This is a genomic window from Pseudarthrobacter sp. BIM B-2242 (assembly GCF_014764445.1).
Taxonomy (GTDB): Bacteria; Actinomycetota; Actinomycetes; order Actinomycetales; family Micrococcaceae; genus Arthrobacter; species Arthrobacter luteus_A.
Map to the genome: position 1 here is coordinate 1,123,880 of NZ_CP061721.1, position 15,473 is coordinate 1,139,352.

The 15,473-nt window shown below is 63.9% G+C and carries 14 protein-coding genes; 6 read left to right on the forward strand and 8 right to left on the reverse strand.

Annotation, left to right across the window (positions count from 1 at the left end):
• Positions 1-25: 25 nt before the first annotated feature.
• From IDT60_RS05295 to purU, 8 genes are all read right to left on the reverse strand, one after another.
• Entirely contained in the window at positions 26-715 is a 690-nt protein-coding gene (locus IDT60_RS05295) for an ABC transporter ATP-binding protein (protein ID WP_191081167.1), read from the reverse strand.
• Positions 716-717: 2 nt separating this feature from the next.
• Positions 718-2,232, reverse strand: coding sequence for an ABC transporter permease (locus IDT60_RS05300; RefSeq protein WP_191081168.1), 1,515 nt, complete (start codon positions 2,230-2,232; stop codon positions 718-720).
• Positions 2,233-2,486: 254 nt separating this feature from the next.
• Positions 2,487-3,587 carry a sugar-binding protein gene (locus tag IDT60_RS05305; RefSeq protein ID WP_191081169.1) on the reverse strand — a complete coding sequence of 367 codons (1,101 nt, stop codon included), beginning with the start codon at positions 3,585-3,587 and terminating at the stop codon, positions 2,487-2,489.
• 47 nt (positions 3,588-3,634) lie between these two features.
• Positions 3,635-4,918 carry a multiple monosaccharide ABC transporter permease gene (gene mmsB, locus IDT60_RS05310; protein WP_191081170.1) on the reverse strand — a complete coding sequence of 428 codons (1,284 nt, stop codon included), beginning with the start codon at positions 4,916-4,918 and terminating at the stop codon, positions 3,635-3,637.
• Positions 4,919-4,962: 44 nt separating this feature from the next.
• Positions 4,963-6,519, reverse strand: a complete 1,557-nt coding sequence (gene mmsA / locus IDT60_RS05315; protein ID WP_191081171.1) for a multiple monosaccharide ABC transporter ATP-binding protein — start codon at positions 6,517-6,519, stop codon at positions 4,963-4,965.
• Positions 6,520-6,651: 132 nt separating this feature from the next.
• Complete coding sequence (locus IDT60_RS05320) at positions 6,652-7,842, reverse strand: ROK family transcriptional regulator (protein WP_191081172.1); 1,191 nt, start codon at positions 7,840-7,842, stop codon at positions 6,652-6,654.
• 95 nt (positions 7,843-7,937) lie between these two features.
• Positions 7,938-8,456, reverse strand: a complete 519-nt coding sequence (locus IDT60_RS05325; protein ID WP_164201576.1) for a gamma carbonic anhydrase family protein — start codon at positions 8,454-8,456, stop codon at positions 7,938-7,940.
• Positions 8,457-8,582: 126 nt separating this feature from the next.
• The gene (gene purU, locus IDT60_RS05330) at positions 8,583-9,443 is read right to left on the reverse strand and encodes a formyltetrahydrofolate deformylase (protein ID WP_191081173.1); all 861 of its coding nucleotides are present in this window, start codon (positions 9,441-9,443) and stop codon (positions 8,583-8,585) included.
• Positions 9,444-9,717: 274 nt separating this feature from the next.
• On the opposite strand from purU, the gene glyA reads away from it, so the two are divergent.
• From glyA to IDT60_RS05360, 6 genes are all read left to right on the forward strand, one after another.
• Positions 9,718-11,016 (forward strand): serine hydroxymethyltransferase, encoded by a 1,299-nt coding sequence (glyA, locus tag IDT60_RS05335; protein ID WP_191081174.1) that lies wholly within the window; start codon positions 9,718-9,720, stop codon positions 11,014-11,016.
• A 4-nt stretch (positions 11,017-11,020) separates the two neighbouring features.
• Positions 11,021-11,938, forward strand: a complete 918-nt coding sequence (locus IDT60_RS05340; RefSeq protein WP_164201570.1) for a bifunctional methylenetetrahydrofolate dehydrogenase/methenyltetrahydrofolate cyclohydrolase — start codon at positions 11,021-11,023, stop codon at positions 11,936-11,938.
• 150 nt (positions 11,939-12,088) lie between these two features.
• Positions 12,089-13,048 carry an ABC transporter ATP-binding protein gene (locus IDT60_RS05345; protein WP_164201568.1) on the forward strand — a complete coding sequence of 320 codons (960 nt, stop codon included), beginning with the start codon at positions 12,089-12,091 and terminating at the stop codon, positions 13,046-13,048.
• Positions 13,041-13,901, forward strand: coding sequence for an ABC transporter permease (locus tag IDT60_RS05350; RefSeq protein ID WP_191081175.1), 861 nt, complete (start codon positions 13,041-13,043; stop codon positions 13,899-13,901). Before IDT60_RS05345 ends, IDT60_RS05350 begins: the two co-directional genes overlap by 8 nt.
• 2 nt (positions 13,902-13,903) lie before the next feature.
• Positions 13,904-14,764, forward strand: coding sequence for an ABC transporter permease (locus IDT60_RS05355; RefSeq protein ID WP_191081836.1), 861 nt, complete (start codon positions 13,904-13,906; stop codon positions 14,762-14,764).
• Between the two features lie 142 nt (positions 14,765-14,906).
• Positions 14,907-15,470: a hypothetical protein gene (locus IDT60_RS05360; RefSeq protein ID WP_191081176.1), complete on the forward strand. Its 564-nt coding sequence runs from the start codon at positions 14,907-14,909 to the stop codon at positions 15,468-15,470.
• The last annotated feature ends 3 nt before the right edge of the window (positions 15,471-15,473 follow it).

A 15,473-nucleotide genomic window follows, 5' to 3' on the forward strand; every position in this document is an offset into this window, starting at 1 on the left:
CCTCTCACCCGGTCCGGCGTAAGTGTCAGACCATGGCCCGGACCGTTTCCTCGGTCAGCCTGCCCTGCTGCAGCCTGAACCGCCGGTCCGTCTTGTTGGCGAGGGCACGGTCGTGTGTCACCACCAGGATGGTGGTGTTGTGGTCTCGGCTGAGCGCGCTGAGCAGTTCGATGATGTGGTCACCTGTCTGCTCGTCCAGGTTGCCGGTGGGCTCGTCGGCCAGGATCAGCTTCGGCTCGTTGGCCAGTGCCCGGGCAATGGCCACCCGCTGCTGCTCGCCGCCCGAGAGCCGGTTGATGCGCCGCACCTGCTTGTCCGGGTCGAGCTGGACCTGTTCCAGGAGGTCCTTCGCCCGCGCCGTCCGCACAGACTTGCGCACGCCGGCAAACTCCATGGGCAGCATCACGTTGTCCACTGCAGACAGATTGGGGATCAGGTTGAACTGCTGGAAGACAAAGCCGATGTCGCGGCGCCGGTATTCGGTCAGCTTGCTGTCGGGCATTCCCGCCAGGCTCACGCCGTTGACGACGACGTCTCCGCTGGTGGGTTTGTCCAGCGCCCCCAGGAGGGACAACAGGGTGCTCTTGCCGCTGCCGCTCTTGCCAACGATGGACGCGAGGGTGCCCTGCTCGAGGACGAAACTGACGTCGTTGACAGGTTTGATGGTGCGGTCACCTGAGTTGAATGTGCGGACCAGGTTCTTGACTTCAATCATGGTTATTCTCCTCGCAGGACTTCGATGGGACGGATGCGTGCCGTGAGCAGCGCCGGGATCAGGGCGCCGATGATCGCCACGCCGAACACCGCGGCGATGCCGGCTGCGATGACACCGGGGGAGGCGCTGGCGGTGACGGAGGTCAGCAGCTGCGACGCCCCGCCGAGGGGGTTTCCGCCGGGGAAGCCTCCGCCCTGGGGCATGCCCGCGCCGCCGGCCGGCATTCCGGCACCCCCGGCCATCCCGGCCGCGCGCCCGGTGGCGGTTGCCGCCGTCGTCGTGCCCGTATTGGTGCTGATCAGTGCGGATGCGATGCCTCCGCTCGCAAAGGACGCGACGGCGGCACCCACCGCGCTGCCAAGCGCCACGAGGACGAGCGCCTCCAGCACGAACTGCAGACCGATGGTGCGGTTGCGGGCTCCGATCGCTTTCAGGACTCCGATCTCGCGGCGGCGCTCGCGGACCAGCATGACCATGATCAGCAGGATGATCAGGCCGGCGGTGCCGAGGGCCGCCACGAAGGCGATGAACGAGATGTTCTTGACGCTGCCGAGGGAACTGACGGCCGATTCGAGGTTCTGGCCCTGGGTGACGTCGGCGGTGTCCGTTCCGAGCGCGGACTGGAGGGCGGTCTTGGTCGACTCAACGTTGTCCTGGCTGTTGACAGTGACGATCATCGAGGACAGTTCGCCGGGCAGTTCAGCGAGGGTCTGCGCGGTGGGCAAGGTGACGTAGAGGGCGTTGTTGCCGAACGTGGTTCCCGCGTCAAACAGGCCCGCCACAGTGAACGTCCGGTCATTGATGGTGAAGGTTGATCCGACGGTGAGGCTGTTCTTCTCCGCCAGCGTGGTGCCAACGAGGGCGCTGGCTGACTCGGCAGCATAGTCGCCCAGCCCTGTGCCTTCCGTGATGGTCAGGGCTTTGCCGGTGCTGTCCACTTCGCCGCCCGTACCTGTGGCAGTGATGGGAAGCGAGCGGGCCGGCTGCGTGGTGGTGGTCCCGGTGGTCCCGTTCGCAGCCTGGTTCCGGCCGCCCAGTGTGCCGGCATCGATCGCCGCCGTAAGGCTGGTGGTCAGGGTTGCGGCGGATGCGCCGCCGGGGCCGCCCTGGCCTCCGCCTGGCCCGGCGCCGGGGCCGGTCTGGGTGCCGGTTTGGGTGCCGGACGACGTCCCGGCCGCTGCCTGTGCGGCCGCCTGCGCGGCAGCTTCAGCAGCGTTACGGAGCCGGAGGGACGTGGTCCCGACGACGGTGCTCACGTTGGGTACCGCGGCCGCGGTTGCTGCCTGCTCGCCGGTCAGCGGTTCGCCGCCGCCCTCGAAGCCCTGTCCGCCCGCGGGGTTGACGGTCAGGACTGTGCCGACGGACGTATTAAGCTCCTGGACTTTCGCTCCGACAGCCTGGTTGGCCACCAGCATGGCCAGTGCCAGTCCGATTGCGACGGCCAGGACTGCCACCACCGCAGCTGTTCGGACTTTGTTTCTGAAGGCGTTGCCGACACTTCTGGCAAGAACGCTCACTGTACTCCTCGGGACATGACCTGCCTGATGCGGGCCGCTGCTCCCAACAGTGCTGAGCACTGCTGTGCACCGGCGGTGGCATTCCTATGCGTGGGCTGTGAATCGGGGGAGTGCAGGAGCGTTTGGGAAATTTGCACATTAAGTGAGAGAGCGTCGCCGGAAAACCCGCATTAAGTGAGAGAGCGTCCGGGGGGCAGCACAAAGCCCCGGTCCGCCGTTGCCGGCGGGCCGGGGCCCCGTTATGCAGGTAGGTGCTACTTGGTGATCGGGCCGAGGACCGGATCGTCCACATAGGCCGTCTTCACGTTTTCAGCGGTGACGATGACAGGCTCGAGCAGGTAGGCCGGAACAGTCTTGACGCCGTTGTTGTAGGACTTGTCGTCATTGACCTCGGGGGTCTTGCCGGCCTGGAGATCCTTGACCATGGTGATGGCGTGCTCGACGAGCTTGCGGGTGTCTTTGTTGATGGTGGAGTACTGCTCGCCGGCCATGATCGACTTCACGGACTCAACTTCGGAGTCCTGGCCGGTGATAACGGGGAGCGGCTTGCCGGCGGCCTTGACGGAGGTCAGGACTGCGCGGGCCAGAGTGTCATTGGGGGACAGGACGCCGTCCAGGGATTCCGTTCCGTAACTGCCGGTCAGCAGCGTGTCAGCACGGCGCTGGGCGTTCTCAGCCTTCCAGCCCTGGGTCACAGCCTGTTCGAAGGACGTCTGGCCGGAAAGCACCTTGAGCGTTCCGTCGTCGATCTTTGGCTGCAGGACGCTCATGGCGCCGTCAAAGAAGACCTTGGCGTTGGCATCATCCGGGGAACCGGCGAACAGCTCGATGTTGTACGGGCCCGAAGACTTCTTGGCCTCCATGCCGTCCAACAGTGCCTGGCCCTGCAGTTCGCCGACCTTGAAGTTGTCGTACGCCACGTAGTAATCCACATTCTCCGTGTTCAGCAGGAGCCGGTCATAGGCGATGATCGTCGCGCCGGAGTCCTTGGCCTGCTTGAGCTGGGTACCCAGCTGGGCGCCGTCGATAGCGCCGACGATGATGACCTTTGCACCCTTGGTGATCATCGCGCTGATCTGGTTCTGCTGCTCGGAGACGCCGCCATTGGCGAACTGGACGTCAGGTTTGAACCCGGCACCCGAAAGGCCATCGTTGAACAACTTCTCAGCCAGCACCCAGTTCTCGCTGGTCTTCTGGGGAAGCGCGACGCCGATGGAGGAGCTTTGTTCGAAGCCGCCGGCGCCATCGGTGGAGCCGCCGGTTGTACCGCCGTCGTTGCGGCCGCAGGCTGTTAGCGCAAGTGCCGCGATAGCAGCAATTGCTGCAGCCTTTCCTGCTTTGCCAGTCATTCGCATTGTTGGTTCTCTTTCTTTGAGGTGGTGTAACTCGAAGGGTCTTGCGCTCAGGCTTCCCTGGCGATCGCTTCCTTGGTTGAGGTGGTTTCGTCAGGCTGGAGGGGGTTGCTCGGCCCGCCGGTGTTGCGGCTGAAGTTCTTGGTCATCATGCCGATGATCGATTTCTTGCCCTGCGTCTTGTTGTAGACGTCGAACGCGACCGCGATCAGCAGGACCAGGCCTTTGATGATCTGGGTGAGGTCGGCGCCGACGCCCAGAAGCTGCAGGCCGTTGTTAAGGACTGCCATCACAAGGCCTCCGATGATGGAGCCAATGACTGTGCCGACGCCGCCGGTCACTGCTGCGCCGCCGATGAAGACTGCGGCGATGGCGTCCAGTTCCCAGCCCACGCCGTCGAACGGGCCCGATGCGGTGGAACGTCCCACGAAGATCATGCCGGCAAGCCCGGCAAGGATGGACATGTTCATCATGACCAGGAAGTTGACCTTCTTGGACTGGACGCCGGAGAGTTCGGCCGCGTGCCGATTACCGCCCACAGCGTAGATGTGCCGGCCGACTACAGTCTTGGAGGAAATGAAGCCGTAGATCAGAACCAGCACCGCGAGGATGAGGCCGGGGATGGGGAAGGAGGTGCCCGGCCGGCCCGTTGCGAAGAGGTACGTGGCATACAGGATGGCCGCACAGATCAGTACAAGCTTCAGGACAACCACCCAGGTTTCCGGCACTTCGGCGCCCAAAGCCTTGGCGGTGCGCCGGCGGCGGATTTCGCTGAAGACAACGAACGCCACGGCGGCGAGGCCGATCAGAAGCGTCAGGTTGTTGTACCCGGTGTTTGGTCCCACCTCGGGGAGGTAGCCGGACCCGAGGTACTGGAAGTCGCTGGGTACCGGGATGGTGTTGGACTTGCCCACGAATTGGTTGAAGCCGCGGAACAGCAGCATGCCGGCCAGTGTGACGATGAACGCGGGGATCCCCACATAGGCCGTCCAAAGACCTTGCCAGGCTCCGATCAGGGCGCCGAGGAGGAGCCCGAGCAGGACGCCCGCATACCAGGGTATGCCCCAGTCCCGGATGGCGAGGGCAACAGTGACGCCCACGAATGCGGCAACGGAACCGACGGACAGGTCGATGTGGCCGGCGATGATGACAAGCACCATGCCGATGGCCAGGATCAGGATGTAGGAGTTTCCGTTGAAGAGGTTGATCACGTTGCCGGATGTTAGGGTGCGTCCTTCAGTGGCAACCTGGAAGAAGATGATCAGCGCAACCAGGGCGAAGATCATGCCGAATTGGCGGGTGTTGCCGCCAAAAAGCTTCTTTATCGCGTTCATTGTTCAGTCCTTGTATCTGGAAGGTTCTGGAGAGTTCCAGAAGTTCAGGCGGCTTTGCGGGCGGAGGTCATAAGTTTCATCAGGCTTTCCTGGCTCGCTTCCTCTTTGTTAAGGACACCGGTGATTGCCCCTTCGAAGATGGTGTAGATCCGGTCGGAGAGCCCCAGCAGTTCTGGCAGCTCAGAGGAGATCACGATGACGCCCTTGCCCTGGTTGGCGAGCTGCTGGATGATGCCGTAGATCTCGTACTTGGCGCCAACATCGATGCCGCGGGTGGGCTCGTCCAAAATAAGGAGGTCGGGGTCGGTGAACATCCACTTTGCCAGGACCACTTTTTGCTGGTTGCCGCCTGAAAGCTTGGCGACGCCTTCCTCCACCGACGGAGTTTTGGTTCTTAGCGACTTCCGGTACTGCTCGGCAACCTTGAATTCCTCATTGGCGTCCACCACGCTGTTGTGGCTGATCTTCTTCAGGTTGGCGGAGACTGTGGTGGTCTTGATGTCATCGAGAAGGTTCAGTCCCAGGGACTTGCGGTCCTCCGTGACGTACCCCAGGCCGGCGTCGATGGCCTGCCGGACGTTCTTCAGGGTGACTTCCTTGCCGTCCTTGTAGATGTGGCCGTTGATGAAGCGGCCGTAGGACCGGCCGAACACTGACCGTGCCAGCTCGGTCCGGCCTGCACCCATAAGGCCGGCAAATCCGACGATCTCGCCGCGGCGGACGAAAAAGTTCGAGCCCTTGCACACCAGGCGGTCCTGGATTGCCGGGTGGCCCACCGTCCAGTCCTTGACGTCGAAGAACACTTCGCCGATCTTTGGAGTGTGATCGGGGAACCTGGATTCGAGCGTGCGTCCCACCATGCCCTTGATGATGCGGTCCTCGTCAACCCCGTCTGCCTTGACGTCCAGGGTTTCAATCGACTTACCGTCGCGGATGATGGTGATCGAATCGGCGATCTGCTCAATCTCGTTGAGCTTGTGGGAAATGATGATGGACGTGATTCCCTTGCCCTTAAGCCCCAAGATGAGGTCCAGCAAGTGCTGGGAGTCTGATTCGTTCAACGCCGCCGTGGGTTCGTCCAGGATGAGGATTTTCACCGACTTGTTCAGGGCCTTGGCGATCTCCACCAGCTGCTGCTTGCCAACGCCGATTTCCTTGATGGGGGTATCCGGGTCCTCGCGGAGCCCTACCCTGGCCAGCAGCTCGGTGGATCGGAGCCGGGCCTCCGCCCAGTTGATGACACCGCGCTTTGTGGGTTCGTTTCCGAGGAAAATGTTCTCCATGATGGACAGCTCGGGGATCAGTGCCAGTTCCTGGTGGATGATCACGATGCCGGCATGCTCGCTGGCCCGGATGTCCCGGAATTGCTGGACTTCGTTCTGGTACACAATGTCGCCGTCGTAGCTGCCGTACGGGTAGACACCTGAGAGCACTTTCATCAGCGTGGACTTGCCGGCGCCGTTTTCGCCGCAGATGGCGTGGATCTCGCCGGCCTTGACCCGGAGGCTTACTTCGGACAGTGCTTTGACGCCGGGAAATTCCTTGGTGATGGAGCGCATCTCCAGAATGACAGGGTCAGTGTGCGTGGTTTCGGACGTCATTTGCCCTTACGCCTCCAATGCATGACTTCTTTGTCCGCTCCCCACAAAGCGCAGGGGCGTCTGATGAAAAAGTAAACTGGATCACAAGGGTTGTCGTCAAGTCTTGAACGCAATTACGGGATAACGAAATGACTACATGCGCCGGATTCCGGCGTGCTGAAATACGAGGGCGGCGGCACCCAGGGCTTCCGCGCGGTCTCCGAGCGAGGACATGGTGAGGGTGGTGGTCTCGCCCACCACCGGTACGGCGTGCCGTACCAGACCGCGCCTGATGGGGTCGAGCAGGAGGGTGCCGAGCCCTGCGAGGGGACCGCCGACCACAATCACTTCGGGGTTGATGAGATTGGCGACATTACCCAGGGCGCGCCCCACAGCCTGGCCGGCATCGTCCACCACGCGCAGGGTGGCCGAGTCTCCAGCCAGGGCTTTGCGCACAATGTCCGCCGGGCTCAGCGGCGGGTCTTCCCCGCGGCTCAGCAGCTCGATCATGGTGGTCGTGGAAGCTATGGTTTCCAGGCACCCGCGGTTGCCGCACCGGCACACCAGGCCCTGCTCATGGATGGTGGCGTGACCGATTTCGCCGGTAATGCCGACGGTGCCGTAGTACGGTGCGCCGTTGAGGATCAGGCCGGCGCCGATACCGGATCCGATTTTCAGGAACATCAGGTTGGCGACTCCTGTGTGCGGTCCCCACGTGACCTCAGACCAAGCACCCAAATTGGCGTCATTGTCAATGAATACGGGCATTTCAAGTCTTTCCTCCAGGTGCTGGAGGATGTTGATGCCTACCCACTCGGGGAGGATGGCGCCCTGGGCAACGGTACCGGTCCGGCGGTCGATGGGGCCGGGAATTCCGACGCCGGCACCCACCAGGGCGCTGCGGTCTATACCGCTTTCCGCAATGAGCTTGTCCAGCAGCACAACGGCGGCCCTGATGCCCTCATCGGACTGGTGGCCCAGCGGGAGCAGCACTGATTCTTCCGCGATGACGTGGTAGCTGAGCGATGCCAGGACGACTCGAAGGTGCCGCCTGCCAAAGTCGATTCCGACAGCCACTGCGCCGTTGCTGTTGAGCCGGACGTTCAGCGCCCGGCGTCCGGAGCTGGTAGTCGGCTCGGTGGACGCCAGGCCGTTGTCCTGCATGATTTTGACGATGTTGGAGACCGTGGCTGTGGACAGTCCGGTCTGGCGGGCAAGCTCGGCCTGAGTGGACGGGCCGCTCATGAGGGTCTCGATGATCCGCTGCTGGTTCAGTTGTCTGAGGGCAGACTGCGAGCCCGGATTTTTTGGCCTGCTCTTCGTCGGGCGCGGTGTAGCGGACATGAAAAGAAGATTGCCTTACATTGATGGTTGCAGTCAAGAAGTTAACGCAACTTGGTGGCTCAACCGTCGCCCGGTGAGAGAAGAAGGCGTGCGGGCTACGCGTGCAGGTCGCGGTGCGCGCGGGCAAGCTCCACGTAGCGCGCGGCGTTTTGCTTCACGCCGTCGAACTCTTCGTCGGTAAGTGCCCGCCGGACTTTGGCCGGTACGCCCGCCACCAGTGAACGGGGCGGCACAATGGTCCCTTCCAGAACCACGGCGCCCGCCGCCACGAGTGAACCGGCGCCGATCACCGCGCCGTTCAGCACCGTGGCGCCCATGCCGATCAGGCAGTCGTCCTCAACGGTGCAGCCATGCACGACGGCGGCGTGCCCCACGCTGACTCCGGCGCCCACGGTGCAGGGGAATCCGGGATCCGCGTGCAGCACCACGTTGTCCTGCAGGTTGCTGCCCGGGCCCACGATGATGGCCGCAGTGTCCGCGCGCACGGACACGCCGTAGAAGGCGCTGGAATCCCGGGCGAGGGCCGCATTGCCAATGATGGATGCGGTGGGGGCGATGAATGCGGTTTCGTGGACGGCCGGGGCGTGGCCGGCGAACGTATGAAGAGGAGCCATAGCGCCAAGCCTAGGACATCAGCCCCCTGGCCCAAGTAGGTAGCAGTAAGTGTCGTTTTGAGCTGCCAAAACGACACTTACTGCTACCTACTTATGGGAGGAGTCCTCCGGAGCAACAGGAACCCGCTAGTTGAAGACCACGGTCCGGTTGCCGTCCAGCAGGACCCGGTGTTCGGCGTGCCACTGGACTGCCTGAACCAAGGTGCGGCCCTCGACATCGCGGCCCATCTGCACAAACTGTTCCGGCGTCCGGGCATGGTCCACCCGGATCACTTCCTGCTCGATGATGGGTCCTTCGTCCAGTGCCGCGGTGACATAGTGCGCCGTGGCGCCGATCAGCTTTACTCCGCGGGCGTGCGCCTGGTGATACGGCTTGGCACCCTTGAAGGACGGCAGGAACGAGTGATGGATGTTGATGGCCTTGCCGGTCAGTTCGGCGCAGAGATCATCGGAGATGATCTGCATGTACCGCGCCAGCACCGTGAGTTCAATATCGTGCTCGGCCATCAGGGCGCGCAGCTTGTCCTCGGCTTCGGCCTTGGTGTCCGGCGTTACCGGGATGTAGTGGAACGGGATGCCGTAGAACTCGGCCAGCCCGGCCAGGTCCCGGTGGTTGGAGACGATGGCGGGAATGTCGATGGGCAGGGTGCCCGATCGCTGCTGGAAGAGGATGTCGTTGAGGCAGTGCGCGGACGTGCTCGCCATCAGCAGGGTCCGCACCTTCTGGCCCACGGGGTTCAGGCTCCACTGCATGCCGAAAGCGTCAGCCACCGGCTCAAGGGCGGCGTGAAGCGCGGACCGGGAGGCCGCCGTCGTGGCTTCAACGCGCATAAAGAAGTTGCCCGTAGCCGGGCTGCCGTACTGCTGCGAGTCCAGAATGTTACAGCCCGCCACGAGCAGGGCGCCCGCCACAGCATGGACAATTCCGGGGCGGTCCGGGCAGGACAGGGTTACGACATACGTTTTGTTCAGCTGCTCTTCACTCACGGTTACCAGCCTACCCGCGTGGCGCGGCGCTTTTTGGTAGTCTGGGGACGTCGCAACTGGCGTTGGGTGGCTTAACCACCAGGGAGCGGCAATCACGAAGACCACGGATCGTACGCCTGGGCCGAGGGTCATGTCTTGCCGGACACATGCTGCAACCCTGCGGGAAAACAGCACCATTCTGTGCACTTTTACGCTCTGTCATTTCGGGGCGGCGGAGTGTGCCAGCCGGTAGCCTGACCTTAGCAGTGCCCGTATCCCTAGCCAGGAGTTTTTCGTGACTACTACCGCCACCACAACAGCCGAAGTCAGCAATCAGCCGCTGGCCGAACTCGATCCCGAAATCGCCGCAGTCCTTGAGCAGGAACTTGGCCGCCAGCGCGGCACCCTGGAAATGATCGCCTCCGAAAACTTCGCCCCGCGCGCCGTGATGGAAGCCCAGGGTTCGGTCCTCACGAACAAGTACGCCGAGGGCTACCCGGGCCGCCGCTACTACGGCGGCTGCGAATACGTCGATGTCGCCGAGCAACTGGCCATCGATCGCGTCAAGGCCCTGTTCGGCGCCGAGTACGCCAACGTCCAGCCGCACTCCGGTGCGCAGGCCAACGCCGCCGCACTGTCCGCCATGATCACCCCCGGCGATAAGATCCTGGGCCTGTCCCTGGCCCACGGCGGCCACCTGACCCACGGCATGAAGCTCAACTTCTCCGGCAAGCTGTACAACGTGGCTGCCTACCAGGTGGAGCAGGACACCTTCCGGGTGGACATGGACAAACTGCGCGAGCAGGCCATCGCCGAGAAGCCCCAGGTCATCATCGCCGGCTGGTCCGCCTACCCCCGCCAGCTGGACTTCGCCGCCTTCCGCTCCATCGCCGATGAAGTGGGCGCGCTCCTCTGGACTGACATGGCACACTTCGCCGGCCTGGTTGCAGCCGGTCTGCACCCGAGCCCGGTGCCGTACTCCGACGTCGTGACCTCCACAGTGCACAAGACCCTCGCCGGTCCGCGGTCCGGTGTGATCCTGGCCAAGCAGGAGTGGGCCAAGAAGCTCAACTCCAACGTGTTCCCGGGCCAGCAGGGCGGTCCGCTGATGCACGTCATTGCCGCCAAGGCCGTGGCGTTCAAGATTGCCGGCACCCAGGAGTTCAAGGAGCGCCAGGAGCGTGTCCTGGAAGGCGCCAGGATCATCGCCGACCGGCTCAACCAAGCTGACGTCGCCGAAGCAGGCGTCTCCGTCCTCACCGGCGGCACCGACGTGCACCTGGTCCTGGTGGACCTGCGAAACTCGCAGCTTGACGGCCAGCAGGCCGAGGATCTCCTGCACTCGGTTGGCATCACCGTTAACCGCAACGCCGTCCCGTTCGACCCCCGCCCGCCGATGGTCACCTCCGGCCTGCGGATCGGCACTCCCGCCCTGGCCACCCGCGGCTTCGGTGCTGCGGAATTCACGGAGGTGGCCGAGATCATTGCCACCGCCCTGAAGGCAGGCTCCGCCACCGACGTTGAGGCTCTGCAGTCCCGCGTTGACAAGCTCGCCGCCGACTTCCCGCTGTACCCGCAGCACGAGCAGTGGTGATCCCATGACCAAGACCCAAACTGCCAAGATTCTTGACGGCAAGGCAGCCGCAGCAAGCATCAAGTCTGAGCTCGTTGAGCGTGTCGCGGCCCTGAAGGCCAAAGGCGTTGTCCCCGGCATTGCCACCGTCCTCGTGGGCGCGGACCCGGCCTCGCAGCTCTACGTGTCCATGAAGCACAAACAGTCAGCGGCGATCGGGATGAACTCGATCCAGCGTGAGCTGCCGGCGGATGCCACCCAGGAGCAGGTCGAGGCCCTCATTGACGAACTCAATGCGGACCCTGCCTGCCACGGGTACATCGTGCAGTTGCCGTTGCCCAAGCATTTGGACACCGACGCCATCCTGGAGCGGATCGACCCCGACAAGGACGCCGACGGCCTGCATCCGACCAACCTGGGCCGGCTGGTGCTCAACGTCAGCGGTGAAATCACATCGCCGCTGCCTTGCACGCCGCGCGGCGTTATTGAGCTCCTGGAGCGCAACGGCTACAGCCTTGCGGGCAAGCACGTAGTGGTGGTGGGCCGCGGTGTCACCGTCGGCCGCACCATCGGGTTGCTGCTCACGCGCCGGTCCGTGAACGCCACCGTGACGCTGACGCATACCGGCACCGAGAACCTCTCGGAGCTGCTGCGCCAGGCCGACGTCATTGTGGGCGCGGCGGGTGCCAAGCACATCGTCAAGGCCGCCGACGTCAAACCCGGTGCCGCGCTGCTGGACGTCGGTGTCACCCGTGAAACCGATGCCGAGACGGGCAAGAGCAAGGTCCACGGGGATATCGAGCCTGCCGCAGCGGACGTGGCCGGCTGGATTTCGCCGAACCCCGGCGGCGTCGGCCCCATGACCGTGGCGCTTCTGATGACCAACGTGGTCGAAGCCGCGGAACGCCACGTGGCACAGAAGAACGGCGCGGAAACCGCCTAGCGGCACCGCGCGCGAATATCGTCCGACGGCGGCCCGTACCTTCTTGACGGAAGGTGCGGGCCGCCGTCGGGCGTTAAGGACCATGTGCGAGTCCCCTTTCACATTCAGGGGCGCTCCACTAGTCTGCGGAGGGTGCACAACAAAGCCATCATGTCCTCCACCTCTTCAGACGGCCTTCGCGCCCGGCAGGGAACGGTCATCGCCGCGGAGGACTTGCGGAAGACCTATGGCGATGTCGCCGCCGTCGACGGGATTTCGTTCAGCGTTCCCGCGGGGGAGTCCTTCGGCCTGCTCGGCCCGAACGGGGCGGGCAAATCCACCACCATGAAAATGATCGGCGCGGTCACCCAGCGCACGTCCGGGAAACTCAGCATCATGGGCCTGGACCCTGACAGCCACGGCCCGGAAGTCCGGGCGCACCTGGGAGTGGTGCCCCAGCAGGACAACCTGGACGAGGAGCTTCGCGTCCGGGACAACCTCCTCGTCTATGGCCGCTACTTCGGACTGCCGATGAGCTACCTGAAGCCGAAGGCTGACGAGCTGCTCGAATTCGCCCAGCTCACGGACAAGGCGAAGTCCAAGGTGGACACGCTGTCCGGCGGTATGAAGCGGCGGCTGACCATCGCCCGTTCGCTGATCAATGAACCGCAGATCCTGCTCCTGGACGAGCCCACCACCGGGCTGGACCCGCAGGCACGGCATATCCTGTGGGACCGCCTCTTCCGGCTCAAGGAACAGGGCGTCACACTGATCCTGACCACGCATTACATGGATGAGGCCGAGCAGCTGTGCGACAGGCTGATCGTGGTGGACAAGGGCAGGATCATGGCCGAGGGATCGCCGGCGCAGCTGATCCGCGAGCACTCCACCAGGGAAGTGCTGGAGCTGCGCTTCGGCTCCGAACGCAACTCCACGATCGGGCCGGAGCTCCAGGGGATCGGGGAGCGCCTTGAGGCGCTCCCGGACCGGGTGCTGATTTACGCGTCCGACGGCGAGGCGGCCCTTGAGCAGGTCTCTTCCCGCGGCCTGCGGCCGGTGACCTCGTTGGTGCGCCGGTCCTCGTTGGAGGACGTGTTCCTGCGTCTGACCGGCCGGAGCCTCGTTGACTGAGAAGGCGGCCACGGACGCCCCTGGTACCGCGGGCGTCCGAGCCCATTCCCCGGATGTTTCCGCGGCCAGGGCGCGCCGTTGGGGCGCCTTCTACTATGCCGAGCAGGTCCTCCGCGTGATGAAGGGCTATGGCTGGTCCATCCTGATGTACAGCGTGGGCCAGCCGGTGGCCTACCTGTTCGCGATGGGCGTGGGACTGGCCACGCTGGTGGACTCCGGGGACGCGGGAGCCTTCGGCGGGGTCAGCTATCTGACCTTCATCGCACCTGCACTCCTGGTTTCGGCGGCGGTCATGACCGCCGCCAACGAGTTCACCTTTCCGGTCATGGACGGTTTCAAGTGGCGCCGGATCTACTACGGACCGCACGCCTCCCCGCTGACCCCGCAGCAGATTGCCGCCGGGCAGATCATGGCTGTGGCGTTGCGCCTGTTCCTGCAGTCCGCCATCTACTTCGGGGCAGTTGCACTGTTCGGCGCCTCGCCGTCCGGCTGGGGCTGGGCGGGCATCGCGGTGGCCACTCTCGCGGGGCTGGCCTTCGGTTTGCCGCTGATGGCCTACTCTGCGTCGATCAAGGATGACCAGGGCCAGTTCGCGCTGGTCATGCGTTTCATCGTGATGCCGCTCTTCCTCTTCTCCGGAACTTTTTTCCCGCTGGACACGCTGCCCCTTGCGGTCCGCTGGATCGGCTGGATCTCGCCCATCTGGCACGGCACTGAACTGGGGCGGGTGGTCAGTTACGGATACCAGGAACCGCCGGTCCTTACGCTCGTGCACATCGTGGTGCTCGTGGCACTCGCGGCCATCGGCTGGATCCTCACCAAACGGCAGTTCATCCGGAGGATGGGGCAGTGAGCATGGCTACCGGCCCCGGCTCCGGTATCGCCGGCCCTGGCGGTCCCGGCCCCACTGTCACCGAGGAAGCGCGGAACAGGACGTTCGGCCCGCTGTATTCACGCAACGCCAAAGCCGTCATCTCCCGGGGGCTGATGGCCACGTGGAGAAGCAACTGGCTGGTGATGCTCTCCGGCTTCTTTGAGCCGGTACTGTTCCTGATCGCCATGGGTGTGGGCCTCGGTTCCATCGTCGGAGCGGTGCAGGGGCCCGACGGGACGGAAATCAGCTACGCCGCCTACATCGCGCCTGCGCTGCTTGCCGTGTCCGCCATGAACGGGGCTGTCTACGACTCGACGTGGAACGTCTTCTTCAAGATGAACTTCGCCAAGCTGTACCAGGGCATGCTGTACACGTCCCTAGGTCCGCTGGACGTGGCATTCGGCGAGATCTTCCTCGCGCTCCTGCGCGGCCTGCTTTACGCCACCGGGTTCACGGCGGTGATGGGACTGATGGGCCTGATCACCACGCCATGGGCCCTCCTGATGATTCCTGCGTCGGTGCTCATCGCCTTCGGCTTCGCCAGCATGGGGATGGCAATCACAAGCTTCCTGAAGACCTTCCAGCAGATGGACTGGATCAACTTCTTTATGCTGCCCATGTTCCTGTTCAGCGCCACGTTCTACCCGCTCAGCGTCTACCCGCAGTTCATCCAATGGCTGATCCAGGCCATGCCCCTCTGGCACGGGGTGGAGCTGCTGCGCCAGATCAGCGTGGGCGTGTTTACGCCGGCCACAGCCATCCACATCGGGTACTACCTGGTGATGACAGCCCTGGGCATGCTGCTGACAACCATGCGCCTGCGGAAGCTCTTCCTGAAATAGCCCACCCCAACTAAGTAGCGCTATCTGTCGTTCTGAGGCGTCAAAACGTCAGTTAGCGCTACTTAGTTGGGGGAAGAGGTGAAGGTGTTCGCCGGGGGTGGAAGGTGCAAAAGGGCCCTGCCGGGTTTGAGACAATGAACCCATGCAATCTCTGGGTAACCCACAGTCTCCGTCCGGCCGGTCCAAGGGCGGCTTCTCCATGCTGCGGATCAGCGGCCCGGGGATGATGGTCTTCATCATCGCCTTCCTGGTTGCCGTGATCTTCGCCGCCAACCAGAACGACGTCGTGGGCTGGGTTGTTGCGGTCATCGCCGCCTTCTGGCTCGCGCTGGCGGCCTTTGTGGTGTTCAGCATCCAGAAGGCAGCCAAGAAAGCCGGTGCCAAGCTCACGGAAGCCCAGAACGCCTTCAACAGCGCAGCCGGCCGCGCGCCGTCGTCGTCCTCTGCCGATCATGGCGGCACCCGGCTGGTCACGGAACGGAGCGAGGCGGACGACGTCCGGGACCTCAAGCTGGACCACTCCTTCAAGATCGTGCAGGTGCAGATCCGGGTGGTGGAGGAGGAACGGGCCAAGGGCGAGGCTGCGGACCAGGACACCATCCGCCGCGCGCTGGAGACCATCGAGATCACCGCCACCAACGCCCGGGACATGATCCGCTCCGCAGGCGGCACCGGGGACCCGGTCAGCGGAACCATCATCGACTAGAGT

Bases quoted from the DNA above. Each gene is read 5' to 3' on its own strand.
- mmsA (WP_191081171.1), bottom strand. From the start codon at position 6,519: ATGACGTCCGAAACCACGCACACTGACCCTGTCATTCTGGAGATGCGC.
- IDT60_RS05325 (WP_164201576.1), bottom strand. From the start codon at position 8,456: ATGGCTCCTCTTCATACGTTCGCCGGCCACGCCCCGGCCGTCCACGAA.
- IDT60_RS05360 (WP_191081176.1), top strand. From the start codon at position 14,907: ATGCAATCTCTGGGTAACCCACAGTCTCCGTCCGGCCGGTCCAAGGGC.
- mmsB (WP_191081170.1), bottom strand. From the start codon at position 4,918: ATGAACGCGATAAAGAAGCTTTTTGGCGGCAACACCCGCCAATTCGGC.
- IDT60_RS05295 (WP_191081167.1), bottom strand. From the start codon at position 715: ATGATTGAAGTCAAGAACCTGGTCCGCACATTCAACTCAGGTGACCGC.
- IDT60_RS05340 (WP_164201570.1), top strand. From the start codon at position 11,021: ATGACCAAGACCCAAACTGCCAAGATTCTTGACGGCAAGGCAGCCGCA.
- IDT60_RS05345 (WP_164201568.1), top strand. From the start codon at position 12,089: ATGTCCTCCACCTCTTCAGACGGCCTTCGCGCCCGGCAGGGAACGGTC.
- IDT60_RS05355 (WP_191081836.1), top strand. From the start codon at position 13,904: ATGGCTACCGGCCCCGGCTCCGGTATCGCCGGCCCTGGCGGTCCCGGC.
- IDT60_RS05320 (WP_191081172.1), bottom strand. From the start codon at position 7,842: ATGTCCGCTACACCGCGCCCGACGAAGAGCAGGCCAAAAAATCCGGGC.
- IDT60_RS05305 (WP_191081169.1), bottom strand. From the start codon at position 3,587: ATGCGAATGACTGGCAAAGCAGGAAAGGCTGCAGCAATTGCTGCTATC.